Source organism: Bifidobacterium sp. ESL1130 (genome assembly GCF_058507935.1).
Map to the genome: position 1 here is coordinate 648,597 of NZ_CP196379.1, position 26,311 is coordinate 674,907.

23 protein-coding genes are annotated in these 26,311 nt (G+C 58.0%); 21 read left to right on the plus strand and 2 right to left on the minus strand.

The window, feature by feature from the left end:
* The first annotated feature begins 364 nt into the window (after positions 1 to 364).
* The 5 genes from ACSYSO_RS02475 (at position 365) to ACSYSO_RS02495 (ending at position 5,852) form a co-directional block, all read left to right on the plus strand.
* A complete protein-coding gene (locus tag ACSYSO_RS02475) occupies positions 365 to 2,047 on the plus strand; it encodes a hypothetical protein (protein ID WP_491701927.1) in 1,683 nt (560 codons plus the stop codon).
* 20 nt (positions 2,048 to 2,067) lie between these two features.
* The gene (locus ACSYSO_RS02480; RefSeq protein WP_491701928.1) at positions 2,068 to 3,045 is read left to right on the plus strand and encodes a sortase; all 978 of its coding nucleotides are present in this window, start codon (positions 2,068 to 2,070) and stop codon (positions 3,043 to 3,045) included.
* 123 nt (positions 3,046 to 3,168) lie between these two features.
* The gene (locus ACSYSO_RS02485) at positions 3,169 to 3,642 is read left to right on the plus strand and encodes an alcohol dehydrogenase (protein ID WP_491701929.1); all 474 of its coding nucleotides are present in this window, start codon (positions 3,169 to 3,171) and stop codon (positions 3,640 to 3,642) included.
* A gap of 21 nt (positions 3,643 to 3,663) precedes the next feature.
* On the plus strand, positions 3,664 to 4,845 hold the full coding sequence (locus ACSYSO_RS02490; RefSeq protein ID WP_491701930.1) for a prephenate dehydratase: 1,182 nt from the start codon (positions 3,664 to 3,666) through the stop codon (positions 4,843 to 4,845).
* Positions 4,839 to 5,852 (plus strand): prephenate dehydrogenase, encoded by a 1,014-nt coding sequence (locus ACSYSO_RS02495; protein ID WP_489798861.1) that lies wholly within the window; start codon positions 4,839 to 4,841, stop codon positions 5,850 to 5,852. The genes ACSYSO_RS02490 and ACSYSO_RS02495 overlap by 7 nt, the downstream gene beginning before the upstream one ends.
* 63 nt (positions 5,853 to 5,915) lie before the next feature.
* Here the strand turns inward: ACSYSO_RS02495 and ACSYSO_RS02500 are convergent, their stop codons facing one another.
* Entirely contained in the window at positions 5,916 to 6,194 is a 279-nt protein-coding gene (locus ACSYSO_RS02500; protein ID WP_489798859.1) for a DUF6725 family protein, read from the minus strand.
* 70 nt (positions 6,195 to 6,264) lie between these two features.
* On the opposite strand from ACSYSO_RS02500, the gene ACSYSO_RS02505 reads away from it, so the two are divergent.
* The 16 genes from ACSYSO_RS02505 to ACSYSO_RS02580 all read left to right on the plus strand — a co-directional run bounded on the left by ACSYSO_RS02505 (position 6,265) and on the right by ACSYSO_RS02580 (position 24,444).
* Positions 6,265 to 7,248, plus strand: a complete 984-nt coding sequence (locus ACSYSO_RS02505) for a tyrosine recombinase XerC (protein WP_489798857.1) — start codon at positions 6,265 to 6,267, stop codon at positions 7,246 to 7,248.
* Between the two features lie 210 nt (positions 7,249 to 7,458).
* Positions 7,459 to 7,884 (plus strand): hypothetical protein, encoded by a 426-nt coding sequence (locus ACSYSO_RS02510; RefSeq protein WP_491701931.1) that lies wholly within the window; start codon positions 7,459 to 7,461, stop codon positions 7,882 to 7,884.
* 32 nt (positions 7,885 to 7,916) lie between these two features.
* Positions 7,917 to 8,318 carry a hypothetical protein gene (locus ACSYSO_RS02515; protein WP_491701932.1) on the plus strand — a complete coding sequence of 134 codons (402 nt, stop codon included), beginning with the start codon at positions 7,917 to 7,919 and terminating at the stop codon, positions 8,316 to 8,318.
* The gene (locus ACSYSO_RS02520; RefSeq protein ID WP_491701933.1) at positions 8,311 to 8,721 is read left to right on the plus strand and encodes a hypothetical protein; all 411 of its coding nucleotides are present in this window, start codon (positions 8,311 to 8,313) and stop codon (positions 8,719 to 8,721) included. Before ACSYSO_RS02515 ends, ACSYSO_RS02520 begins: the two co-directional genes overlap by 8 nt.
* Before the next feature lie 427 nt (positions 8,722 to 9,148).
* Positions 9,149 to 10,795 (plus strand): peptide ABC transporter substrate-binding protein, encoded by a 1,647-nt coding sequence (locus tag ACSYSO_RS02525; protein ID WP_491701934.1) that lies wholly within the window; start codon positions 9,149 to 9,151, stop codon positions 10,793 to 10,795.
* A 268-nt stretch (positions 10,796 to 11,063) separates the two neighbouring features.
* The gene (locus ACSYSO_RS02530) at positions 11,064 to 11,990 is read left to right on the plus strand and encodes an ABC transporter permease (RefSeq protein WP_489798853.1); all 927 of its coding nucleotides are present in this window, start codon (positions 11,064 to 11,066) and stop codon (positions 11,988 to 11,990) included.
* 13 nt (positions 11,991 to 12,003) lie between these two features.
* On the plus strand, positions 12,004 to 12,969 hold the full coding sequence (locus tag ACSYSO_RS02535; protein WP_489798851.1) for an ABC transporter permease: 966 nt from the start codon (positions 12,004 to 12,006) through the stop codon (positions 12,967 to 12,969).
* Positions 12,970 to 12,984: 15 nt separating this feature from the next.
* On the plus strand, positions 12,985 to 15,003 hold the full coding sequence (locus ACSYSO_RS02540; protein ID WP_491701935.1) for a dipeptide ABC transporter ATP-binding protein: 2,019 nt from the start codon (positions 12,985 to 12,987) through the stop codon (positions 15,001 to 15,003).
* 1,110 nt (positions 15,004 to 16,113) lie between these two features.
* Positions 16,114 to 16,383 carry an amidase domain-containing protein gene (locus ACSYSO_RS02545; RefSeq protein WP_491701936.1) on the plus strand — a complete coding sequence of 90 codons (270 nt, stop codon included), beginning with the start codon at positions 16,114 to 16,116 and terminating at the stop codon, positions 16,381 to 16,383.
* 27 nt (positions 16,384 to 16,410) lie between these two features.
* Positions 16,411 to 16,821, plus strand: coding sequence for a hypothetical protein (locus ACSYSO_RS02550; protein WP_491701937.1), 411 nt, complete (start codon positions 16,411 to 16,413; stop codon positions 16,819 to 16,821).
* Between the two features lie 120 nt (positions 16,822 to 16,941).
* Positions 16,942 to 17,805, plus strand: a complete 864-nt coding sequence (locus ACSYSO_RS02555) for an exodeoxyribonuclease III (RefSeq protein ID WP_491701938.1) — start codon at positions 16,942 to 16,944, stop codon at positions 17,803 to 17,805.
* Between the two features lie 108 nt (positions 17,806 to 17,913).
* Positions 17,914 to 18,801 (plus strand): DUF3710 domain-containing protein, encoded by an 888-nt coding sequence (locus ACSYSO_RS02560; RefSeq protein ID WP_491701939.1) that lies wholly within the window; start codon positions 17,914 to 17,916, stop codon positions 18,799 to 18,801.
* Between the two features lie 81 nt (positions 18,802 to 18,882).
* A complete protein-coding gene (locus ACSYSO_RS02565) occupies positions 18,883 to 19,647 on the plus strand; it encodes a DUF3159 domain-containing protein (protein WP_491701940.1) in 765 nt (254 codons plus the stop codon).
* Positions 19,648 to 19,758: 111 nt separating this feature from the next.
* A complete protein-coding gene (locus ACSYSO_RS02570; protein ID WP_491702046.1) occupies positions 19,759 to 21,060 on the plus strand; it encodes a class I SAM-dependent RNA methyltransferase in 1,302 nt (433 codons plus the stop codon).
* Positions 21,061 to 21,275: 215 nt separating this feature from the next.
* Positions 21,276 to 21,815 carry a hypothetical protein gene (locus ACSYSO_RS02575; protein ID WP_491701941.1) on the plus strand — a complete coding sequence of 180 codons (540 nt, stop codon included), beginning with the start codon at positions 21,276 to 21,278 and terminating at the stop codon, positions 21,813 to 21,815.
* A 79-nt stretch (positions 21,816 to 21,894) separates the two neighbouring features.
* Complete coding sequence (locus tag ACSYSO_RS02580) at positions 21,895 to 24,444, plus strand: HAD-IC family P-type ATPase (RefSeq protein ID WP_491701942.1); 2,550 nt, start codon at positions 21,895 to 21,897, stop codon at positions 24,442 to 24,444.
* Between the two features lie 904 nt (positions 24,445 to 25,348).
* Here ACSYSO_RS02580 and ACSYSO_RS02585 read toward each other — a convergent pair.
* Positions 25,349 to 26,281, minus strand: coding sequence for a Bax inhibitor-1/YccA family protein (locus ACSYSO_RS02585; RefSeq protein WP_491701943.1), 933 nt, complete (start codon positions 26,279 to 26,281; stop codon positions 25,349 to 25,351).
* Positions 26,282 to 26,311 lie beyond the last annotated feature (30 nt).

Below are 26,311 nucleotides of genomic sequence, written 5' to 3' on the forward strand. Positions count from 1 at the left end.
GGCGACTCCTGGTTCTATGTGCGCTGTGGAGAATGACGTCCGGTTTGTTGTGTTTGCCCCTGTACGCTGGCAGACGGCTTTCTCAGTAAATAGGCAAATATGCATAGAATAACCAATGGAATTGCGACAAATACTGTACGAAAGCTGCTTTAAAACCACTTCTGAACTATGATTTTTCTTACTAATTACACATATAGCTTACTGGCGACTAATTAAATAACGCTTTCTTCCTACACTATTGTGCGTAGTGCTGTAAGGTACACGTTGCATGCTGCGCATCGTTCCGCCGCCAAGTCGGTATCCGGCCCGGATCGTATCGGCGTCAGCACAAGAGAAGAGTAGGAGAACAATGAAATCCCGACTTATGAAAAGGCTCAGCGCTGCTGCAGCGGCACTGATAGCTACCGCCTCGCTTGCAGGAGGATGCGTGACGGCAAGCGCGGCCCCGTCCCCCAGTTCGGCGACGCCAAATCTCACCATCAGCGGCGTGGGTGGCGAATCCTTGAGTGGTCACTCGTTTGACTTTTACCAGATTGGTTCATACTCCAACATCGAGCTGACCGATGCAACTCCCAAGACCGTGAGGTCGCTCTTTGTTGACAAAGTCAGCGACTCTGTAGACCAGTGGATCGGCTCGCAGGCCGGCATCTCCCAGCATTCGAAAGACATCAGTTTTGTAGGCGAATTACTGAAGGCAAGCGATAGCGATCGTGCCGTCGATTCGGCAAAACTGGGCAAAGCGCTTGGTGCGTCCGGTGCGCCTTCGGCCACTCTGTCCAAGCAGACCACCAATCAGAGCAAACTCAGCGTATCCTTGCCTCAAGGCGTGTACCTCATCGCCGACTCCCAAGGCCATCCGATGATAGAAGGTACCACGGTTGACGATAACGGTACGCAGCTGAACTGGGAGAATGGTTTCTCGTCTCCTCTAGGCCAGGTGACCGTGAAGAGCACTGATTCGCAACTCACCATCAGCCATGTCCCCTTCGGACAGACCCGCAAAACGTACGTGAAGGGCGACCCGGCTGGCGATATGGCCTTGACGACCGGTATGCGGTATACGGCGAACGTGACGTTTACCACGCCTGCGATAGGAACGGCAAACGGTATCACCGCCACCATCAGGTTCCCGAAATATGTGGATATCAAGGATGCAACGGCATATTATCGCGGTGACTCCGGCCAATTTGTAAGCATTAACGATGCCAAGCCGGTCATCAATCAGACAAGGAATGCGGATTACAGCGGTGCGTCGGTGACTTGGAAGCCGACGATAACCCAGCTGGATAACCTGCTTTCGCGCAAGATCGACATTTCCGTCACCTACAAGAATTTGACGGACCGTCCCTTCGCCGGAACTGTCGCTGCTGGAGCTGCCAGCCCCGACGCCATAAACTGTGCATTGAATATTGCATACTATGGTGCTAATAATGGCGGCACCAATTACACGGCAACCGATAATCTGTGGACTTCCGACATCGATATCAAGGCTGTGGATTTTGCGCAGCAGGACCAAGCGGTGGCTGGTGCACAATTCAAAATGCTGGATTTGGGGACGAACAAATACATCAAGTACGTCCCTCAGTTCTCCAATGATGAGAATGGCACTTACCCGTTCACTGGCTACGACGAAACGGATGAGGCGGATGCCGGGTATGTGAACACCGGAATCAACGGCATAACGGAAATCAACAACTTCGGTACCGGCAAATACAAGCTGGTTCAGTTTGTTCCCGGGAACGATCACATACTTCCGGTGCCGGTCGAATTCGGATTCGATGTTGACCAGAGGGGCAATATCACCGAAGACAAGGCAAACAGCACCCCAAGTAGTTTGATTGTGAGACTCGATCCATCGGTTGGCGAGAAATACGCACTCGTCACCATCGCCAACATCTCCTCACTGACCGAGCTGCCGCAGACCGGTTCCAAGTATCTCAAGGATTTGGCGCTGGCCGTTGTGGTGCTCGCTATTCTGCTGGTGCTGCTCGCCGCGCTGCTGTCGCGCCACAAGCGCCAGAATTCCGGTCAGTCCTTGGGCTTCTGAACCATCAGGAATGGGTAGTTATGGCACGGCATGATAGGTCGGGTGGCGCTGCAGATCGCGTCGCCGCTCGGCCTGCCTCGCCGCGCCATAAGCGTTCGAGTGCAGCGGGTCGCCATGCGCATGGTGCTCGTCGCAGCGTACGGCTGCATGCGTCCGCGCGCACTCACACGCTGCTTTGGGTGGCCACAGTGGTGTGTGCGTGCGCGGCAGCACTGGTGGTGTGGCTTACTCCCGCGGCTCTCAATGGCGCTGGCTCCTCACATGACGCAGGTGCACATCCCAGCAGTCCTGAAGCCCGGGCTTTGGTCGCTGACGCCCACAGATACAACGTGACTTTGGCGGCAGGGAACGGCGTCGTTCCAGGTCGTTCCTCCAGTTCTCCCTGTGGTGCGGATTTGGCAGGACGTTCCGATTCGCGCTACCAGAATCTGCTGCCGGGCGAGCAGATGGGACGCATCGTCATCCCGAAAATCAGTGTGGACATGCCCATCAGCCATGGCGCCGACGACGAGGCCTTGGCCAATGGTTCCGCAGGTCATCTCTACAACAGTTCGCTGCCCGTGGGCGGCAAAGGCACTCGTGCCATCATCTCCGGCCATCGTGGTGCCGGAGAATTCAGTGATTTCATACGTTTGGGCGAGCTTGTCAAGGGCGATCTGCTGTGCATCAAAGGCGGTGCGGCAGGCGATTTGTGGTATCGCGTCGAGAGTGTGCGCCAAGTCGGGGCCAACACCGACGGCGCTAGTCTCGAACCGGTGCCCGGTCGGGACCTGCTCACGCTGGAAACCTGCACGCCGCTGTTTGTCAACTCCGCTCGTCTGCTCGTCACTGGGCATCGGGTCAATGCCCCTGCAAGCGTGCCGTCTTCGCAGCGCGACAACACGCGCTCCGGGGCGTTGCTTGCCATTGTGGGACTGTGGCTGGCCGTTCTGGCATGCGACCGAATCGGTGCTCCCTCCATGCGCGCCTACCATTCCGGTGACCCATACCGCAGCTAGCTATACCGTAGCGAGCAATGCCGTATGGTCAAGTGAGCTCGCCGCCGCTGAACGTATACGCGCCGTCGCGGCCTTTCCGGTGCCGAATTTATGGCTGACAACCCGGTGAGGCATACTTGGCGTATGGGAACTTCTCAGGATACGGTGCGGCATATGGCGGTACCACAAGACGAGGAGCCAGCGCCGTGGAGCCATAGGATTCCGGCGTGGGCTCGTCTGCTGGTGTGTGCTGCGGCCGGTGCTGCGGTGGCGTTTGTGGGCACGCTGGTGCATCGGGCAGGAGCTTCGGCCAACGTGCCGTACGGCCTGCTGTTGGCGTTGACGGTAGTGGGCATGTCAGCATGGGCTGCCCGGGCGCGCAGCGGTGCGGTTGGCCTGGCGGTGCACCTTATTGTCTCGTCCGTGGTGTCAGCGCTGTTTCTGTTCGGTGTGACCGGAGACATTCTCGCACCCATCGGCTTCGGCGGAAAAGTGCCGTTCTTCAGTCAGAACGCCGGATATTTCTGGACGTTTGGTGCCATCATTGTGCAGGTGGCGGTGCTGCTGGTGCCTCGCCGGTTTGTCTCCGGTAGTGCGGCGGGCGCGCGGGAAAGATGAGATGAGAACCGTATGAGACGTATGACAGATATGACAGACGTGGCAGATATGACAGACGTGACCGATTCCGCGCATGCGGACCGCGCTGCACACACCGCGCACGTGCCACAGCCGGAACCGGGTGTGCGGGGCACCGTCGCATCGCGTGCCGTCACACCGTTGTATTTCCTTGGGCCCGAAGGTTCGTTCACACATCAGGCGGCGCTCGAAGCCGTCCGCGCGTTGGGGAAGCAGGACCTGAAACCTGAACCGTGCGGCACTGCCATGCAGATCATGGAACATGTGGAACACGGCGAGGGCTGGGGTGTGCTGGCGTTGGAGAACAACGTCGAAGGCTATGTCATGCCCAATCTCGACATGCTTATCGACGCGGCAGGCACTGCCGGCATGCTGCGCCTTGGCATCGATATCACCTTCGATGCGTTCGTTCGTCCCGAAGAGGGGGCGCTGCGGGACAATCGCATGGCACAGCATGCTGCCTCGCCGGCTGGCACTGTGCTGCATGAGGTGAGTGCCCACCCGCACGGGTTGGCGCAATGCTCCAACTTTGCCCAACGTCGAGGTCTGTCGTCTGTGCCCGCTGCTTCCAACGCGGCGGCATGCCGTGACATCAAGCCCGGTCAGGTGGCTTTGGGACCGTCCATATGCGGTGATTTGTATGGCTTGGAAACATTGGAAACCGGCGTGCAGGACTATGACGGCGCGCGCACCGATTTTGTGGTGGTGGCACCCCGTCGGCAGGTCATCTCCAGGTTGCATGCCGTTCGTGCTCAAGGCACGGAACGTTTCGAGACGGTCGTCACCGTGGTGCCGTTGCATACCGGCCCCGGCGTGCTTGCCAACCTGCTGGATACCATACGCGATGCCGGGCTGAACATGACCAGCTTCATTTCGCGCCCTATCAAAGGTCATGAAGGAACCTACAGCTTCATTGTCACCCTCGACGCGGCGCCATGGCAACCGCAGTTCCGCAGTGTGCTTGAACGTATCGTCTCCGCTGGTGACTGGGCCAAGACCTTGGCCGTCTATCCGCGCGGAGAGCGGCCGAATCCGCCGGTGAGCGCGTGGATGCTGCCGCAAGGTGGTGCGCGCGGCAGTGCTGAGGGCTCTGAACATACCGGCACTGCACATGCACACGGTGATGATGTGGCCGGACTTGCGGATGCGGGCATGAGTGAGTGGCAGGAGGAGCTGTTATGGTGACGACGGTTGGCATTGCAGGGCTGGGACTCATCGGCGGGTCGTTGGCCAAACGGCTCGTGGCTCGCGGCGTGCGCGTGGTGGCATGGAATCATCGTCCTGAACCGTATGCTGCGGCGCGCCAAGCAGGCATCGACTGCATGGACAGGCTCGAGAATGTGGCGTTGGCGGAGCCGGACGTGCTCATGCTCTGCAATCCGCTCAGCGTCATGCCAGACATGTTGCATGCCCTCAAACCGGTGCTTAACCCGCAGACCACCACATTGAGCGATGTAGGCAGTGTGAAAGGGCAGGTGCGCGAGCAGGTCGAAGACGCAGGGCTTGCGGACTGTTATGTGGGGGCGCACCCCATGGCAGGCAACGAACATTCCGGGTTCGCCGCGGCCGATCCCGCGCTGTTCGATGAAGCCTTGTGGGCGCTCACGGTTGACCGGGACACCGAATATTGGCGGTTCGAGCAGGTCGCCCGGCTTGTTGTGCAATCCGTGGGCAACCGCATCATCGTGCTTGACGATGCCACCCACGACCGTGCCGCAGCCATGATCTCGCACATGCCGCATGCCGTGGCCACTGCCATGGTCAATACTCTGGTCTCCAGCTCAGAGTGCAATATCGCCGTGGCGTTGGCTGCCGGCAGTTGGCGGGACATGACACGTGTGGCGCTCACCGATCCCCATCGAACCCGCGCCATGATCGAAGAGGACAGTGAAAACGTGGCGCAGCTTGCACGTGCCATGGCCGACCGGCTTACCGGTGTGGCGCAAGCGTTGGAAAGCGGCGAGAGCCAGACCCTTACTGAATTCTTTGCTCAAGGCCAGCCGTTCCGAGACTTCAAAGCGCGGCAGCGCGCGCAATCGGCAGCGGGGGAGTTCGGTCCTGTCCGAGCGGTCGAGGTGGACCGGTGCGATTGGCAAGAGCAACTGCTGGAATTGGCTCGAGCCGGCGAACATATTGTGGGCTTCAATCAGGACGGTGGTCTACTGGTACAGCGACGTTCCGCACTGCAGTAACGTTCGGCTCTGCAATGGCTTCCGCGTTGCACGTTATATGGCTAAGGCGTCGTGCCTGTGTGGTCAAGATGCCGGCGGTACTGGGTGAGTGGGGCGTGGGGCGGCGTGCCGTTCGGGAACCGGCTTGATGACGGCGATGCGCTTCGCGTCGATTGCCACCCGTTCCGCCGGGCGTGACCCGTTCGCCGCCGCATCTCGTTCCATCACCAGGCTTGTGCCGTCGTAACGCAGCACATGCCCCACAAAATCGCGGAACTCCTGGCGTCCTGTGGCCTCATTGCGCCCGTCGAACGTGCGCACCATAACGCGCAATCCGGCGGGCAGTGTGGCAGGCAACGGCATGTGAACTCCTAACGGCAACTTGAACATTGATAGTATAGGAGTCTAACCACGGCGATGAACGGAGGGCGGTATGGACCAGGCACTGGACGCGTTCGTAACGTACCTGCAGTCCAACAAAGGGCTGAGCGCCAACACGGTGAAGGCCTACGCCTCCGACATCGCCCAATGCCTGGATACTTTGGAATCGCGCGGGGTGCACGATCTGGACTCGGTGACGCTCGAAGACCTGCGTGCTTGGATGGCCGCTGCAACCCCATCACATGCCCGCTCCAGCATGGCTCGCAAAACCGTGGCTGTGCGCCGGTTCTTTGCCTGGGCGTTCGAACGCGACCTGATAACCTCAGATCCGGCAGCCGCGCTCATGACCCCCAAAATCCCGGACGCGCTGCCGCGCGTGCTCAACGAATCACAAGCCGGTCTGCTTATGGACACCGTCGAGGACGAAGCCGGAGCAGCTGCTTCGACGCCTACCGAGACGCCTACCGATGACGGGGCGATTTCGGCAACGGGCGATCATGCGGGAGATGGCAAAGCGCAGGCCATAGCGCTGCGCGATGCCGCCATGCTCGAACTGCTCTACGCCACCGGCATGCGTGTGGCAGAACTGGTCGGCATGGATGTGAACGATGTCGCCTTCGCCAATCGCACGGTGAAAGTGACCGGTAAAGGCAACAAGCAGCGCGTCGTGCCGTTCGGAGCGCCGGCCTCCAAGGCGTTGCAGGCATGGATGGAGGAGGGGAGAGCGGTGCTGCTGTCGGGGCAAACGGCCAAAGCGAATGAGCAGGCGATGTTTCTGGGCGCCCGCGGCGCTCGCGTCAACCAGCGTACCGTACGTGATGTGGTGCACCGTGAGTCGTCGCGAGCCGGAGTGCCGGATATCAGCCCGCACGCTCTGCGTCACAGCGCGGCGACGCATCTGCTCGACGGCGGTGCCGACCTGCGCGAGGTGCAGGAGCTGCTCGGCCATTCCTCCATCCGCACCACGCAGCGATACACCCACGTCTCCATGGAGCAGCTCAAAGCCCGCTACGCTCAAGCCTTTCCTCGGGCATAGGCTTGACGAATTTGTTTCTGCGCGTTGATTGGTTTCGTGCTATCAGCGCACTTGAGCATCGGTCGGACAAACATAGTACTGTGAGTTCAAAGGGTGGAGGTGGTGTCAGTGCGTACAGTGGAAAATTCTCTTTGTTTTCGGCCTGTTTCGGTGCCGCGTTCCTTTCACAAGTGTTCTACGTCTGCAAGCAGGTGCTTCCTCGATGAGGAAGTGGATGCCATCAGTATGAAGTTGGCTCCGGTTGATAGACATATTTTCAAGTCGCGTGTGCGAGTACTGATGGCGCAGGCCGCATTTGGACAGCTGGATGATACAAGAAAAGACGGAGGGAATGGACCGATTTCACCGTGCAAGAGTCAGCCTGACATCTGGGAGCTGCGAGTGAACGTGCATGACGGCAGATACAGAATGTATTACGCTGAACACGAGAATCGTTCACCTGAGATGGTGGCTTTGCATGTGCACAAGAAGGCCATCGAAGAATTGGAACATTCAGGTATGAGCGTTGCGGAGCAAAGCAAGGAAATCAACCGTCTGCAAAATCTTGAGATGGAACTAGCGCAGGAACGGTATGGGCTGTACGAAGACAGCCAATGGGGGCATACCGGCGATCGATGTGTGCATTGCGTTCGGTAACGGCACAGTAACCGAGTGGGAATGAGAGGTGAATGATGAGCATCGAAGATGATTATGCCAGTGAAGACATCGACAGTGTGGCGACAGTGAATTATCAGGGCTTTCTGAAGATGAAACATGCCTTGGTAGCACGGCGCAGAATGACTCGAACCCTTGAGGAGATGGCGGCCTTTACCGGTGACAGTGTTGATGAAATTCGTGCGTTTGAGGCCTACGACAGCGACCCGACCGTCTCTCAGATAGAACGTTATGCAGTGGCCGTCATGTCGCGCATTGAGATATCGTGTGAGCCACATGAAACCCCGTCGCCCCAAGTGGTGTTTGGAGAGTGGAGCATGCCATCCCAGGTTGGGGAAGTGGTTCAGCCGGGGGTATCCATAGAGAATATAGGCATCTCAAATGCACAACGAGCAACGGAGGAGATTGATGTCTGAAGTGAGTATACGCAGATTGCGTCTCTTCGAATCCCAGGGCGCCATCACGAAAATGCGGGGGAATCCTGACCAAGTTCAGGTCAAAGTCAATCTTTCATACACCACTCCTGAAAGTGTCGGGAGTTCAGAAGTGCACACGCAAGTTGGTTTGGTGCTCGATATGGTGTCGGTGGGCGATGATGAGCACCACATGTGTGAGGGTGATGTGTTCTCCGCGTCGTTCCGTGTTTCCTACGATGTGGTGTGTGCGCCGTTCGAGGATGGTATGGCTGATGAGCAGATGGATGCTCTGGTGAAGCAGGTCTGGCCTTATCTGCGTTCCTCTGCTCTCACGCAAGCGGGTCTTTTGGATGTGCGCAGCGCGCTGGCGGTGTTGCCGCTTGAGATCGATGCGGCGAGATAGCGAGACGGGCGTCGTTACGGTTGGACTTCCAAAGACTCGGTTTTCGAGGTGGCGTGCCTGGCACCGTATCGTGAGACGTCGGGTACCGGTCACGCTGTTGGCGAATATTGGTTGGATATGGTGGCGATGTGATTGCGACGATTGTCGTCTCGATGATGGTGCGGCGTCGATATTGAGCATTCTCTGCACAGAAGCGCTGCACAATGATGTGCATGGTTGCATATAGAGCAGGCACAAGATGCCGTTCTGGAGGCATGTGATGGGCGATTTTTGTCAATGTGACCAAATGCTGGATAGTAAGTTGTAAAAATCGGCGCGATGCGCCACAATTATGGCCTAATACGATGAAGTTGCCTATGTACGGGCGGCTTTATTGTTTCACGCATTCTCTAAGCTGGTGTGTGAAGTCTACCGAACAGGAGTTGGTATGAAGAAGAAGAGAATAATCACAGTGACGGCGGTGGCTGCGGCCGCAGCCATGCTGTTGAGCGGCTGCGGCGCCTCAGGTGGCGACAAGAGCGCGTCGGACAGCAGTAGCAACAACATCATCTCGGTGTTCGCCTCTGAACCGCAGAACCCGTTGATTCCGGGCAACACGAATGAGTCCGGCGGCGGCAAAGTCATCCGTCTCCTCTACTCCCAGCTCGTGTGGTTCAACCCCGAGGGTGAGGCCTCCAACGATCAGGCTGATTCCATCAAGGCCAACGCCGACGGCACCCAATACACCATCAAGATCAAGAAGGGCCTGAAGTTCAGCGACGGTTCACCTATCACCGCCAAGTCCTACACCCGCGCGTGGAGCTATATTGCCAACGCAAAGAACGCTCAGAAGAATTCATCCTTCTTCTCGTCCATCAAGGGATACAAGGATCTGCAGGACAAGAACCTCAAGGGCGACGAGCAGCTTTCCGGTCTCAAGGACGTCGACGACACCACGTTCACCGTCGATCTCGACAAGCCCGACGCGACCTTCCCGATCAAGGTCGGTTATTCCGCCTTCTCCCCGTTGGCTGATTCCTTCTACAAGGACCCCAAGGCCTTCGGCCAGAACCCGGTGGGCAATGGCCCGTACAAGTTCAAGAAGTGGGATCACAACACCAGCATTGAGGTGGTGAAGAACCCGAACTACAAGGGTCCCGAATCCGTGAAGAACGACGGTGTGACCTTCAAGATCTACACCAAGGACGACGCCGCCTACGCCGATGTGCAGGCCGGCAACCTCGATGTGATGGACACAGTTCCCGCCGCCGATACGAAGACCTTTGAGAAGGATTCCAGCGTGGTGGCCTACAACAAGCCCGGTTCGGTCATTCAGCAGTTCACCATCCCGTCGAACCTTGAGCATTTCAAGGCAGGCACCGAAGAAGGCACGCTGCGCCGCCAGGCCATCTCCATGGGCATCGATCGCAAGGGCTTGGTCGACAAGGTGCTCAACGGCGTGGGTACCCCCGCCGACGACTTCACCTCCCCGCTCACCCCCGGCTATGTCTCCGGTCTCAAGGGCAGCGAAAATGTCAAATACAACCCCAAGAAGGCCAAGGAACTGTGGGACAAGGCAGATGCCATCTCCAAGTTTGACGGCAAGTTCTCGCTTTCCTACAATGCGGACGGCGGCAACAAGCCGATCTATGACGCCATGGCGAATTCGATCAACAACGCGCTCGGCAAGGACGTGGTGGTGAGCACTGCGGTTCCCACCTTCCAGGAGTTCCGCGACGCTGTCTCAAAGCGCCAGATGACCGGCGGCTTCCGTGCCGGCTGGATGCCTGACTATCCCTCTGCTGAGAACTATCTCTACCAGAACTTCGACTCGGCTGCTGCTGACGGCAACGGTTCGAACGACGGTGACTACAAGAACGCCGAGTTCGACAAGCTCATGGACGAGGCCTACCAGGCCAAGAGCGTGGATGACGCGAACAAGCTGTACAGCCAGTCCCAGGAGATTCTGCTCAACGACCTGCCTGCTGTTCCTATGTATTACAAGAACAACGACGGTGTGGCCGCCAAGGGCGTCAAGGGCTTCGCCATCGACTGGCAGTCCTACCCGACCTACTCGCAGATCACCAAGAAGTGATGCGGGTCGTACGTATCGCCATATAACTGAATATGCATAACTGAAAGATAAGGGGTGGCGTGGCCGCTGGGCCATGGAACCTGAGCACATCGTCGGAGTGCATGCCGTTTGGCGTGCGCCCCGGCGATGCTGTTTGAAGCCTCCCGTATAGTGTGCTGGCTCACTGGAATACATAACTTTGGCATGGCATTGCGCTAAACTACCCGAAAGTGCAAGTCGGTCTGAATGTTATTCGGGTCTACCGGCAAGATTAATCAAGGAGAAATCGATGGGTAAATATCTTCTGCGTCGTATTTTGCAGATGATCCCCGTGGTTCTCGGTACAACACTACTCGTGTACGCACTTGTGTTCGCGCTGCCTGGCGACCCCGTCAAGGCGATGTTCGGAGACAAGCCCGTGAACGAGGCCGTTGCAGCCCAGATCCGTGCAGAATACAATCTCGACAAACCGTTCATCGTGCAGTACCTGTTGTTCCTGAAGAACGCATTGACGCTCAACTTCGGCAACACGTTCGCCGGACAGCCGGTCATCGCCGAGATCGGACGGGCGTTCCCCGTCACCATCAAGCTTGCTCTTATGGCATTCGTCTTCGAGGCCATCTTCGGTGTCATCTTCGGCATCGTCTCCGGCCTGAAGAAGGGCAAGTGGTACGACTCGGTCATCCTGATCGTCTCCTTGCTGCTCATTTCCGTGCCCACCTTCGTCACCGGTTTCGTGGCTCAGTACTTCCTTGGTGTCAAATGGCGCATTCTGCCGGTCACCGCAGGCGCGGACCCAGGTTTCCTTGACCTGCTCATGCCGGCCATGGTGCTCGGCTCGGTCTCTATGGCCTACATTATCCGTCTCACCCGTTCCGAGGTCTCCTCCAACGTTGCTGAAGACTATGTGCGCACCGCCCGTGCCAAGGGCATGAGTAACCGCTCCGTCATGGTGCGGCACGTACTGCGTAACTCGCTGATTCCCGTCGTCACCTACCTCGGTCAGGATCTGGGCGCGCTGATGAGCGGCGCCATGATCTCCGAGACCATCTTCAACATCCACGGCATCGGCTACCTGACCTATCAGAGCATTCTGAAGGGCGAAAGCAACCTGGTGGTCTCCATCGTCACGTTGCTGACCCTCATCTTCGTGGTCTGCAACCTGCTTGTCGATATGCTCTACGCGGCGCTTGACCCCCGCATTCGGTACGCGTGAGGGGAGAGGAACCATGACTGATATGCTCAAGAAAGCTATTTCCGTACTTCCTGGCCAAGAGCGATTCGTGGCCAAAGAGAGTGATACCCCGCTTCAGGATGTGGACTCCATTGACGAGTCCGCACCCGCCACCAGCATGTGGGCGGACGCCTGGCGCAAGCTGCGGCGCAACCCCATGTTCATCATCTCCGGGCTGCTCATCATCTTCGTGCTGTTCGTGGCGCTCTTCCCGGGCGTCTTCACCCATCAGGATCCGAACTACTGCACGCTCGACAACTCGCTGAACCCCAGCTCAGCTGGGCACCCCTTCGGTTTCGACACCCAGGGCTGCGACGTGTACACCCGTACCATATACGGCACTCGCACGTCGATCAGCGTCGGCATCCTCACCACCATCCTCGTGGTCATCCTCGGCTCGCTTATCGGCGCACTCGGTGGTTTCTTCGGCGGCTGGGTCGACGCGGTGCTGAGCCGTTGCACCGACATCTTCATGGCCATCCCGCTGCTGCTGGGCGCCATCGTGGTGCTGCAGATGTTCCGCACCTCCGGCTCGATCTGGAAGATCGTCCTGGTGCTCACCCTCTTCGGATGGACGCAGACCGCACGCATTGCACGAGGCGCAGTGATGGAGACCAAGAACCTCGAGTTCAACAAGGCTTCCACGGCTCTGGGCTCCACGCCCATGCGCAACCTGATGCGTCATATTCTCCCCAATTCGTTGGCGTCCATCATCGTGGTGGCCACCACCTCACTGGGCACCTACATCGTCTCTGAGGCGACGTTGAGTTTCCTGGGTGTGGGCTTGCCGTCCACGACCGTGAGCTGGGGCGGCGATATCTCCAACGCGCAGGCCATGCTGCGTACCAATCCTTCGGTGCTGTTCTATCCCTCGGCCGCTCTGGCCATCACCGTGCTGGCGTTCATCATGATGGGCGATGCGGTGAAGGACGCGCTCGACCCGAAGAGCCGTACGGCGTGAAGGTAAGGAATTTTCATGAGTGAAACTGTGAATAGTCAAGAGAACCTGCGTGCCATGCAGCTTGAGCAAGGCCCGATTCTCGAAGTAAAAGACTTGAAGGTCGATTTCACCACAGGCCAGAAGCACGTGGTGCATGCCGTGCGCGATGCCTCCTTCAGCGTCTATCCTGGCCAATGGGTGGCGATTGTGGGCGAGTCCGGTTCGGGCAAGTCCACATCCGCCATGGCCGTGCTCGGTCTGCTCGCCGGCACCGGCAAGGTAGCAGGCGGCTCCATCAAGCTTGAGGGTGAGGAGATTTCTCAATACACCCGCAAGCAGTACGAACAGCTGCTCGGCGACAAGATGGGACTCGTTCCCCAGGATCCCATGAGCAACCTCAACCCCGTGTGGCGCATAGGCACCCAGGTGGAGGAGGCGCTCAAGGCCAACCACATGGACATCTCCCACGAGAAGCGGTCCAAGTTGGCCAAGGCTCTGGCCGGCGACGATGTGAGCATCAAGAACAACGACGACGAGACCTTCCTCGGCTCCGAGCAGCTGGAAGGTCTGCTCGCCGCCGCCAAGGAAGCGCTTGCCGAGGCCGGCGTGAAGGGCGACAAAGCCGAGCATGCCATGGAAAGCTTCAAGGCGGCTTGGATTCCGGGTTCAGAAACCCGTTGGCGCGTCGCCGATGCACTCATCAAGGCAGGTGTGAACGACGACAAGGCTTGGGCTATCGCCAAGCAATATGTGACCGGCAGCACCATGAACGATCGTGTGGCAGGTCTGCTCGACGAGGCTGGTCTTCCTGACGCGGCCACACGTGCACGCCAGTTCCCGCACGAGTTCTCGGGCGGTATGCTCCAGCGTGCGCTCATCGCCATCGGTCTGGCTTGCCGTCCTGACCTGCTTATCGCCGATGAGCCTACCTCCGCACTCGACGTGACCGTGCAGAAGAAGATCCTCGACCATCTGCATAACCTTACCGACGAGCTTGGCACCGCAGTGTTGTTCATCACCCACGATCTTGGTCTGGCTGCCGAGCGCGCCCAGCACATTGTGGTGATGTACAAGGGGCAGGTCGTCGAGTCTGGTCCTTCGCTCGAGGTGCTGCAGCATCCCCAGCATCCCTACACCAAGCGTCTGGTCGCCGCTGCACCGTCTCTGGCCTCGCAGCGCATCGTCTCCGCCAAGGAGCACGGTCAGGATGCTGAGAAGCTCATGGAGCATCACGTCAAGAGCGAAAGCGACATTGAGCGTAGTGAGCACATCATCACCGTGGATCACTTGACCCGTGAGTTCAAGCTGCCGCGCAAGAAGGAGATGTTCAAGGCCGTAGACGATGTCTCCTTCTCCGTAAAGCGTGGTACCACGCTCGCGATTGTGGGCGAGTCCGGTTCGGGCAAGTCCACTGTGGCGAACATGGTGCTCAAGCTGCTCGAACCGTCCAGCGGCACCGTGACCTACGAAGGTCGCGACATCTCGAGCTTCAAGGGCAAGGAACTGCTGGACTTCCGCCGTCACGTGCAGCCGGTGTTCCAGAACCCCTACGGTTCGCTCGACCCGATGTATTCGATTTATCGTTCCATCGAGGAGCCGATGCGCATCCACAAGATCGGTGACAAGAAGAGCCGGCAGAAGCGTGTGGCCGAGTTGCTTGACTTGGTCAAGATGCCGCGTTCGGTGATGCAGCGCTACCCGAACGAGCTTTCGGGCGGCCAGCGTCAGCGCATCGCCATCGCACGCGCCATGGCGCTCAACCCTGATGTCATCGTGTGCGACGAGGCGGTCTCCGCGCTCGACGTGCTGGTGCAGGATCAGGTGCTGCAGCTGCTCAACGATTTGCAGGCTGAGCGTGGCTTGAGCTACCTGTTCATTACCCATGATTTGGCCGTGGTGCGCCAGATCGCCGATGAGGTAGTGGTCATGCAGAAGGGTCGTCTGGTGGAGCACGCCACCACTGACGAGGTCTTCGACCACCCCAAGCAGCAGTACACCCGCGACCTGCTCGAGGCTATCCCCGGCGGCAAGCTCGAGTTGGGACTCGACGTCTGATACGAAATAACTCTCATTGAGAGCAAACCAGTAGGGCCGAACGCACACTGTGGCGTTCGGCCCTACTGCGTATGTGGCAAGCTTATGAGGGTCTTTGGCATACGTGATTTTCGGGTTATGTACCAAAATGTGGGGTTTACGGATTGGTTCAGCGTGTCGTTTGTTGCGCTCAGTGATTACGGGCCCATCCTTTCCTGACATATAGCCCATTCTCACCATAACGCCCAATGGCGGTGCCGCTGCCGGACATGGGCTCGGGTCCCTTACGTCGTTCATGCGCAGGACATACGGGTTATATAGCAAAATGTGGGGTTAAGTAGCCAATGCGGGTCTAATGGGATCTGTTTGGTGTGTTGTGTTGTGTTGTGTTGTGTTGTGTGATGTCGTGTTCTGTGGTTGCTGATCCATCCTTTCCGGACATGGAGCCCGTTCTCGCCGTTGGATTCGATGGTGGTGCTGCTGCCGGGTGCGGGTAGTGCTGCTGTGGGTGCGGGTAGTGGTGGTGCGGGACGGTAGACCATGCTGTGCAGGTTAGTGGCGTCGGTTTTGTTGCGCAGAAGTGGCAACGCGCTGCGGAACCGTCGGTGAGATGTGGTTAGCGTCGTTTTTGGTGCGTGGAGGTGCTATCGCGTATCAAAACCGTCGGTGAGATGGAGTCAGTGTCGGTTTTGTTGCGCAGAAGTGGCAACGCGCTGCGGAACCGTCGGTGAGATGGGGTTAGCGTCGTTTTTGGCGCGCAGAGGTGCAAACGCGCAGCAAAGCCGACGGTGAGATGGAGTTAGTGACGCTTTTGGTGCGTGGGGGGTGCTTACGCGTAGCAAAGCCGTCGGTGAGATGGGGTTAGCGTCGGTTTTGTTGCAGCACCCTGATTTTCTTACAGAAGATTTTTAACAGTTGCATGTTAATGTCGTCTCGTCTCATGGGTGCCCGTCTTGTGATGATAATTCTGAGAAAGCTTAAGCTCAATAACGATGCCCATCATGCGGGATAGTTGCATGCAGCGAATGGATGTTGTGCCACCATGGTTGTTGGAGCAGGCAGTGCGCACTCCATATTTGATTACGGATATGAAGGACAGCGCCGATGAAAAACGTTTACACTTACACTTATATGCGAAACTATTCAGGTGCGTTCACTGTAGAAAATAATCCTTACCACATAGGGACCGGAGGGTTGATCTATGCGGATTGGGAAGGCACCGGCAATATCGGACATGCGATGGTTGTGGTTGGCAATATCAACGGTGCACATCCAACTCCGGTCATCTGTCAGAAAACAGTAAATCGTTATGATTATCCCTTCACTACTTCCCAGCAAAAAGCTCGAGAACAGCATGGGAATAGGACAGTATGGAAAGGTTTACAATGGAAAGTCGATTGAGTCATACGATTCACAGGTACGTTACCGATGCGTGACTGGTTCCGCCGGCATCGCCTCTTCCGCACGGCAGTGTATGTGATTGTGCTCTACGCGTTGTGCTGGGGTGTGTCGGCGGTGATTGCCTATCAGGCGCAGAAGGCATATGACTATGCTTGGTATGTGCATGATGAGGCAGCCAGTGCGGCGTCAGGCGTGGAAGAAATGGTGAAAGCGCGAGGCGTCGCATCACCTTCCGATCAGCGCGCTTTGCAATGGAAGTTGCCTGACCGACTGCCCATCGATCGCAGCCACAAGCCAGTGAGCTATTCACCGTTTGTGTGGGTCTTATGGCAAGGCGCGTGGCAGGCGCGGCGCGATGTGGATATCCTCGAGGAGGATACCGTGCGCAACATGACATACGTTGTACAGGTTTCTTCGGATTACACGCCGATTCCCTAGCTGTTATGCTGCTGGGCGGAATGCTGAACGGACTTTGACATGCCAGTCAAGGTCCGTGTCGGCATGTTATTCGATGGCGAATTCAGCGCCTGCAGCCGGCCGTTGGTGTAGGCTCGAGGCATGAGTATTACCGTGACCACTTCGAACCTCAACGGCATTCGTGCCGCCAAACGCAAGGGGCTGCTCGACTGGGCGGCCAAAACCACGCCTGACGTGTGGTGCATGCAGGAGGTGCGTGCCCCGCAGGAAGAGATCGATCCGATTTTTGGTTCCATCGCACAGGGGTACGAGGACGCCGGCATGGTGGCGCACGCTGCCGATGTGGCGCTGATGGATGAGGTGTGCCGCATCAAAGGGCGTGCCGGGGTAGGGCTGATTTCCGCTCTTAAGGTGGAAGCAGAACGTCACGGACTGCTTGATTTGAGTGAGGATGTGGATTCCGGGCGGTGGATCGAGCAGGATATCACTGCACCAGACGGCATGAAACTTACCGTAGCCAGCATCTACGTACACGCCGGCAATACGGATGACCCCGAGAAGATGACTCAGAAATACCGGTTCCTGGACAAGATGCTGGTACGCATGGCTGAACTCAAAGAGGAGTCGGAGGCGAAAGGTGGCAGGCAGGCGCTGTTGTGCGGCGATCTCAACATCGCCCACACCCCGCTCGACATCAAGAACGCCAAGGCGAACGAAAAGCATGCGGGATTCCTGCCCGAGGAACGCGCCTATGTGGATCGCTGGCTGGGCGAGGGAGGCTATGTGGATGTGCTGCGCCAACTGGCCGGAGACGTGCAGGGGCCGTACACGTGGTGGAGTCAGCGTGGACGGGCGTTCGACAACAACGTGGGTTGGAGAATTGACTACCAGCTGGCCACGCCTGCTCTGGCAGCGACTGCGAGCGGATTCGAGATCGACAAGGCCGACAGCTATGAGACCCGTTGGTCCGACCATGCACCGTTGAGTGTCGACTACGACATCTGACAGCTGCCTGATGCCAGCCGAGAATCTCAGTGCTGATAGCACCGTTGGTGTAGGCTGGCTAGCAGCATAACAGGTGTCGCAACGGCGGAAACGCAGAAACGAGGGGACATGGGATTGTTTGGTTTCGGCAAGAAAAAGCATCACGAGGATGAAGCCGCAGAACAGAAGAGCGCCGAACTCGATGAGACAGCTGCCGAAGAACGAACTGAAGCCCAAAGTGAAGAGGGCATTGGCGAAGAGGGCATTAACGATGTTGCCGGTCAGCAAAGTCCGTCGGAGAGCGAATCTGAAGTGCAGTTCCCCAGCGAGGCGGTACGCGAGTATGAGGGTCGCGGTGATGTGTACGGGCCTTGGGATGTGAACGATGATGAGGCACCTGATTTCGATCAGTACCTTGATTTCGGCGCATACTGCATGCCGGCCGTCCCGGGTGTTGAAATCAAGCTTCGCGCCAGCCGTGCCACCGGCGAGGTGACGAGTTGCACGGTCACGTTTGGCTCATCAAGCCTGCAGATCGAGGCAATGGCTGCCCCCAAAAGCATGGGGCTGTGGGACGATGTGCGTGCCGACCTGCTCGAATCGAAGGGCCAGGCCAGCGAAGAGCCAGGCATCTTCGGCATGGAAGTGCTGCTGCCCGTCACGCTCAAGGGCGGCAAAACGCTGACCACCCGCATCGCAGGGGTGGACGGACCTCGTTGGATGCTGCGCGGCATCTTCTCCGGCCCCGCTGCCAGCAGTCCGGACAGCGACGAGGCATTCACGCTTAACCGCCTGTTCTCCAGTGTGGTGGTAAGCCGTGGCGAAGAGCCCCTTGCCCCGCGGGATTTGATTCCCATGCACCCGCCGGTCATCAACCAGGATGACAGTGAAGGTGACGAAACCGACGAGAATGGCAACACTATTCCTGCACGTCCGGACGGTCCGTTCGACCAGGATCAGCAGACCGAAGTGCAGACCACCATCTCGCGCGGTCCCATGTTCTCCGAAGTGCGATAGGCGCGGATTCGTTCCCGGCGGCGGCCATGAACAGCTCAGTCACGAACAGCTCCGTCAGGAACAGTTCAGATCAAGGACGTTATGAAGCAGCATCGACAGCGTACCGGTTTCGCAGCCTTGGCTGGGGCCGGGCAGGATGAGGACTTTTCGGTTATCGAAGCCATAGGCGGTGTGCGAGGCGTGGTGGAGTCCATGCTGCCTGGCTTTGTTTTTGTGGTGCTGTTTGTGGTGACCAGTGACTTGAAGCTCACCGTCATCGTCGCTGCGGTGTTGGCTGTGGCACAGGTACTGGTGCGTTTGGTGCAGCGTCAGTCGGCGCTTGGTGCGCTGGGTGGCCTTATCGCCGTCGGAATCTGTCTGATTTGGGCGTGGAAGAGTGGCGAGGCTCGTAACTACTACGCATATGGGTTCATTACCAATATCGTCTATGCGGTGGTGCTGCTCATCACATTGGCTGTCCGTGTTCCCGGTGTAGGGTTCATCGTCGAGTTCATTCGATCTTTGCCTACCGAGAGGCTTAAGGACTGGTTACGCGACTGGCGTGAGGATGCTACGCTGTACCGGGCGTATAAACGTGTCACATGGCTGTGGATTGCGGTGTTCGCGTTGCGTTTGGCTGTTCAGCTTCCCCTGTACGCCACGAATCAGGTCACCGCTTTGGGTACGGCGAGGCTGCTTATGGGGCTTCCGTTCTGGGCGTTGGCCATTTGGGTATCATACTTGATGATCGCAGATCCGTTGAGCAGGCACCCTAAATTTGTCAGTGAGCAGGGGGCGGAAAAGGAATCGGCGGACACATCAGAAGATGGACATGCCACTGGCGGCAGCGACGGCGGTCAAGGGTAGTATGGAAAACCAATGCCGCTTGAGCGGATGTTGGAGAAGAATGTGCGCAAACGGTAGGCTTATGGAAGTCAGAATCGTATGAATGCCAAGGAAAACAAGGGTAAGGTACACATGCAGGCAGAAGTGGAAATTGAACGGTACGCTGACCAAGGTCGGTGCGTGGCTCACATCGACGGGCGCGTTGTCTTCGTGCGCTTCGCTCTGCCTGGGGAGCGCGTTGTGGTTGAGCTCGACGAGCCGCACGAGCGTTCGGACCGTTTCTGGACCGGTGAGGCGATCGAGGTGCTTGAGGCCTGCGAGGATCGTGTGGAACCGGCATGGAAGCTGGCGGGGCCGCTGAGTCAAGGCGGAGGCGTGGGTGGTGCCGATCTCATCCATGTTTCAGGGTCTGGGCAGATTAAGTGGAAGTCTGCCGTGATAACAGAACAGATGCGACGACTGGGGCACGTTGATATTCCTGATGTTGCAGTAACACGACTGCAAGCCGACGGTGATGAAAACGGCTTGCACTGGCGTACGCGCATCGAATTGGTGGCCGACGAGCGTGGCCATGCCTCCATGCGTAGGCGAGGCTCTCACGAACGGGTACGCATTGACACCATGCCGTTGGCCTCCCGTTCACTGCTGGCTGTGGCAGACAGGCAAGGGCTGTGGGACGAATCGTTCGAGCCGGGGGCGCAGATTCGCGTGGCAGTGCCCGAGCCGCGCGACGTGCACACATCTCGGCTGACGGCAAAGGCTCTTGCCGACGAGGTGGGCTCCAACTTTGCCATCAGTGTGGACGGCCGGGTGAGGGCCGGATCAAAACGGCTCAAAGAGATCGTGGACGCGGATGGTAAACGGTACAAGTTCGGCGTTGACGCCGGCGGCTTCTGGCAGGTGCATCGCGAGGCGCCCCCCGCTCTGCTCAAGCACGTGATGCGCTTGGTCAGCCAATCGTTGAATGGCGTGCAGTCGGCGGTCATCTGGGATTTGTTCAGCGGTTCGGGTCTGTTCACCATGCCGCTTGCCAAAACGTTCTCACACGCTCGTGTGATGGGTATCGAAGGCAGCCGTGTGGCGGTGAAGAATGCAGAACGCAACCTGCATATGTCCAAGGTGGGCAATGCTCAGGTGCTGGCCGGAGATGTGGCCAGGAAGCTGCGGAACGTACCTGAGGAATTCATCAACCCGAACGTGGTGGTGCTCGACCCGCCGCGCGCCGGGGCCAAAGCAGGCGTGTGCAATGCCATCGCAGCTTCCGGAGCCTCCCATGTGGTGTATATCGCCTGTGACCCCACGAGTTTGGCCCGTGACACGGCAACTCTCACCTCTCTGGGCTACGAGTTGAACCAGATTCACGCCTTCGATATCTACCCGATGACCCACCATGTGGAAACAGTGGCGTTGTTCGTCAAAAGCCAGGCAGCATGACCGGACGGCCGCGTTGGGGGACAAACCGTAGCGCAAGCGCGGCCGAAGGGATTATGTGCGCGAAAGGGCACAATGTACGGCCGGGCTCCGGTTTGCGGTGCGGTAACAGCATTCGTGCGTGTGGCAGGAAAGTGCGTGCGCGCAAGACAGTAGCTGCTCTTCTTGCCTTGTTGTTAGTGCCGTCTTTGGCCGCATGCACCCCGAACAATGCGGCGGTGGGAGACACACAGAGCGTTGAGACCAACACCGTTCACGACAGTGCCGACCATCCCGGCATGACCATCGGCGTGGTTGCCGCAGGGGACGCTGGCCTTGACCAGCAGGTGCTCGCAGCCTGCCACCAGTCTAAGATCGATGCCGTCTACGCACCTGCCGGTGAAGAGGAAAGCCCAGTTCATAGCGCGAACAACGGTGTTCGTGGTTTTGTTTCGCGTCATGTAAAAGTCATGGTGATTGCCGGTTTGCACACCGACAAAGCCGGGATATCCGACTGGAGCCCTGCACTGGAACAAGCCAGAAAAGGCGGCGTTCCAGTAGTTCTGCTCGACCCGCAAGGTGCCAGACCTGAACCCACGTTATATGCGGCTGAACTGCGCTCGCCCTCAAACGCCAGCCATATGGCAGGCAGCTCAGCTAAGAGCGATGAAAATCATTCCAAGCACTTCATCGATGCGTTAGACTTGGTGGTCAACGACAACCCTCATCCCAAGGTCATGAACATCACTTGGGAGCCATACGATACGCCGCAACAGTAGTGAGCTGCGGTAGCATACTGGCATGGGGCAGAGCGATCCGGTAGGGTCTGAAGCTTGAACTGGCATCGGAAGGAAACAGATGAGCGCTGAACAAGCGAAGAGACAGCAAGATACAGTGCGCGGAGTTCACGCGGCAACTCTGCCTGACGTGCAGGAGCGCGGTTTGAGTGCCGAGCAAGTGGCGCAGTGTGTGGAGCGCGGACAGGTCAACGAGGTGAAAGCGCAGACGTCACGTTCGGTATGGCAGATTATCCGTGCCAATGTCTTTACGCTGTTCAATGGCATCATTTTCGCAGCCATGGTGCTGGTACTCGTCGCCGGTGACTGGAAAGATGCCGTATTCGGCTTCATTATCATTGTCAACACCGCCATTGGTGTGCTCACCGAGCTCAAAGCCAAACACACACTCGACAAGCTGTCCATCTTGGTATCGTCCACGTCTGCCGTTCGCCGCGATGGTGTCAACCAGGAAATTGCCCACAGTGCCATTGTGCTTGGTGACTTGCTGTGGGTGCGTTCGGGCGAGCAGGTTCCGGCAGATGCCACGGTGCTGCATAATTGGGGGCTGGAACTGGATGAATCCATGCTCACCGGCGAGTCGCGCACCGTGCGCAAGACCGAGGGACAAAGCGTATATTCCGGTTCCACTGCAGTGTCTGGCATGGCTCTGGTTCAGGTGACCGCCGTTGGCGAACACGGTTATGCAGCCAAGCTCACCGCTGAAGCGAAGGTCTACAAGAAGACGGTGTCCGATTTAAGTCAGGGCATCAACACCATTCTCAAAGTGATGACCATGCTCGTCATCCCGCTATGCATCCTGCTCATTCTCTCGCAGATGCGCAGTGTGGGCGGCTGGAGCCAAGCCATCGCCACCGGCGCTTGGCATCCTGCCATGGTCTCCGCGGTCGCCGGTGTGGTAGGCATGATTCCCGAGGGTCTTGTGCTGCTCACTTCCATCAATTTCGCGCTTGCCTCCATGCGTCTGGCTCGTCAGAACACACTGGTTCAGGAGTTGGAGTCGGTGGAGACGCTGGCACGTGTGGACTGCCTGAATCTCGATAAGACCGGCACCATCACCGATGGCGGTATTGTCTTCGACCGGCTGGAGATGCTCGATCCCTCGGCAGCTGGGGGCGAAGCGGAAATCGAAGCGCTGCAGGCACTGTATGACCTGTCCAATGAGGCGAACCCGAACGGTACCGGCAAAGCTGTGTTGGAAGCGTTGTCAGAGCGCGGCATGGAAGCGGGGACAGTGAGCGAAAGGGTACCGTTCTCCTCGGCGCGCAAATGGAGTGCGATCGTCACGCATGGTGAAGGCATCTGGTATATGGGTGCTCCCGAAGTGCTGCTGTCCGCATTGGAAGAGAGCGAGCAGACTCGCTCCAGTACACGAGAAATTTTGGCGCGTGTCAACGATTACGCCAATCAGGGATACCGCGTACTCATGGTGATGCGTGCTCTTGGCACTGGTGCCGCAGGCTTTGCCGATGCTCCGCGACTGTCACGTGAGGCTGAGCCGGTGGCGCTGGTACTGTGCTCTGAACATATTCGCGAGGACGCACAGCGCACACTCGCCTGGTTCCGCGACCAAGGTGTGCGCTGCCGCATTATTTCCGGAGACAATCCGGCCACGGTAGGCGCCATCGCACGCACCGTGCAGCTCACTGGCGACCGGGAACCGGTTGTCATGGACGCGCGACAGCTGCCTGATGATGTGCATGAACTGGCTGAGGTTCTCGAAGGCGTTGACGTGTTGGGCCGGGTGCTCCCCGAGCAGAAGAAGGCCATTGTTCAGGCGTTGCACTCACAGCATCGCACGGTTGCCATGACCGGCGACGGTGTGAACGATGCGCTCGCGCTCAAGGAAGCGGACTTGGGCATCGCCATGGGCAACGCGGCACCGGCTGCCAAAGCTGTGGCTCAAGTCGTGCTGGTCGATTCCAAGTTCTCCCACCTACCTGATGTGGTGGCGCGTGGTCGCCAGGTTATGGCGAACATGGAACGTGTGGCCAGTTTGTTCTTGGTGAAAACGGTGTATTCCGCGCTCATCTCGCTGGGTGTGGTCTGCACATTTGTGCCGTTCCCGTATCTGCCGCGCCATATCACCTATATCGGTTCACTCACCATTGGTATTCCTGCCTTCATTCTGGCTCTGGCTCCCAATACCAGACGTTACATTCCCGGGTTTTTGAAACGTGTGGTGCGCTTTGCGCTGCCGGCCGGTTGTGCGGTGGCTCTGCCAGTGCTGCTTACCGAGTGGTTCCTGCCGCGACAGATGGGGTGGAGTTTGAGTCGTCCCGACGACCTGTTGACGGTGCGCAACATCTGTGCCAGCGTGTTGTTCGTGCTTGGTGTGCTGGTCTTGGCGCGTGTGGCTCGGCCACTCAACTCGTGGCGCGGCGTATTGGTGGCAGCATTTGCTCTGGTCGGTGTGGCGGGCACAGTGGTGCCGTTTGTGGCTGATTTCTTCTCCCTGCATCTGCCGAGCGATGCTCAGACGTGGTTCGCGCTCATCGTCAGTCTGGCAGCTGCCGTGATTATTTTCGCACTGGTCATGGCGGTGGAATCTGTTATCACCAAGCGCATCGATGCACGTCGTGCCGGTGCTTCCGATCGCAGCATCTCCTAGATGCTATCGTTTCCGATGTCGAAATCTCGTAGATGCTATTGCTTCCATGGAACGATGTATGTGGTTTGGTGAATATATAAGCGTCGGTTTCGTCGCGTTGAATGTGGGAAAGCAGCCAAACCGTCGCTAAGCTAGTGTGAGCGTCGGTTTGGCTGCGTTAGTTGTGCGTGGTGCGACGCAACCGTCGCTGAGATGATGTCAGCGTCGGTTCTGTCGCGCTGGACGTGGGTGGCGCCAACCAACCTGTCGCTAGGTGAGTTTCAGTGACGGTTTTGACGCGTTGGGTGTGAGCCGTGCGACGGAGCCGTCGCTGAGATGAAATAAGCGTCGGTTTGGTGGCGCTTGGTTTGGTTGCACTGGTGGGGAGGGGGTCGCATCAAGACCCCCATATCAGTCAGATGCGTCTGACTGTAGGTGGGGTACTACCGCACGATTAGATACGTATCGAAGGCATCAATGCCATCGAACTAGTGCAGGGGCAGGCAAATGCATTGCATGATCGGACAGAGATATTGTGCATGAAGAAAGGGGTTCGACTTGCATGAAGTCGAACCCCTATTCGTTGGGTGTCTCATCAGGGTGGTCTCTGCTAGTTGGTTCTGCCGGTTAGCTTTGCCGTCTAGCTCTTCAGATATCTCTGCTGGCCGTCTCTTCAGGTCGGTTCATCAGAGTTGGCTTTGCCGGTTAGGTCTGCCCGGCTATCACTTCAGACATTCCTTCAGGTTGGTTCTGTGTCTAGCTGGCTTTGACGATTTAGTTCTTCCGGTCGGCCCTGCAGATCGGCCTGCAAGCTGGATTTGCCTGGCTGGCTTTCCTGATTAGTTCTTCAGGCTATCTCTTCCGGTCAGCTTTGCTGGGTCGGCTTTGCCTAGTCAGCGCACCCGAAGGCCGCGTCCGTCACCCGTCAGTCGTCGCGGCTGCCAAACAGCTGCAGCAGGTAGAGGAACATGTTGACGAAGTCGAGATACAAATTCATCGCGCACATAGTAGAGATCTTCTCAAACATTGCGGTGTCCGAACTCATGCTCATCTGGTTGAACAGCGCGCGAGTCTGCTGTGCGTCGTACATGGTCAGACCGGCAAAAATGAACAGACCGATGGCGGCGGTTACCATGAGTGTGGTGTTGTTCGGTGCCACGAACATGAGGATGACCTCGCCAATCAGCAGTACGAGCAGTGCTGCAAATAGGATGGGGCCTGCCTTGAGCATGTCCTTCTTGGTGGTCAGTGAAAGCATGGTAAGCACGAAGAACAGACCTACGGTCATGAACAATGCTATGCCAATGGAGCCTAAATCGTACGCGTAGAAAATCGAGCCGAGCGTAAACCCGGTGAGTGCCGCGTATCCGTAGAACAACGCCTTCATCGTGCCGGTGCTCATGCGTTCCAGACGCGCGCCCATATAGATGGCGATACCGATCTGCACTACCGAGAGAATGAGCCATCCCAGTGTACCTGTGGCCATGGTAAACGCGGCATACAGGCCGGTCATGTCGGCCAGTACCGCCACGACGGCGGTGAGCAACAGCCCCAGCGTCATTTGCCCGTAAGCTTTGGTGATGGAGGTGTTGCGTGCTTTCTCGAACGAGTACGTGGCCTGCGCGTTCATGGTGGTGGTTGGCGCGGGCTGGCCATAGCTGTTCTGCTGCTGGTAATACCCGCTCTGCTGTCCGTAAGGCTGTTGCCCATTGGGCATGTAGTTCTGCTGATAGTTGGGGGCGTATGGCTGCCCGTTGTTCTGCCCGTAAGGCTGCTGCTGGCCTGCATAGGGCTGACCATAGCCATTCTGAGCGCCTTGGTTCGGGCTGCTGTTCTGCGGTTCGTTACCGTATGTCATTGCTGTCCCTCCTTGTGCAAGGATTGTGAT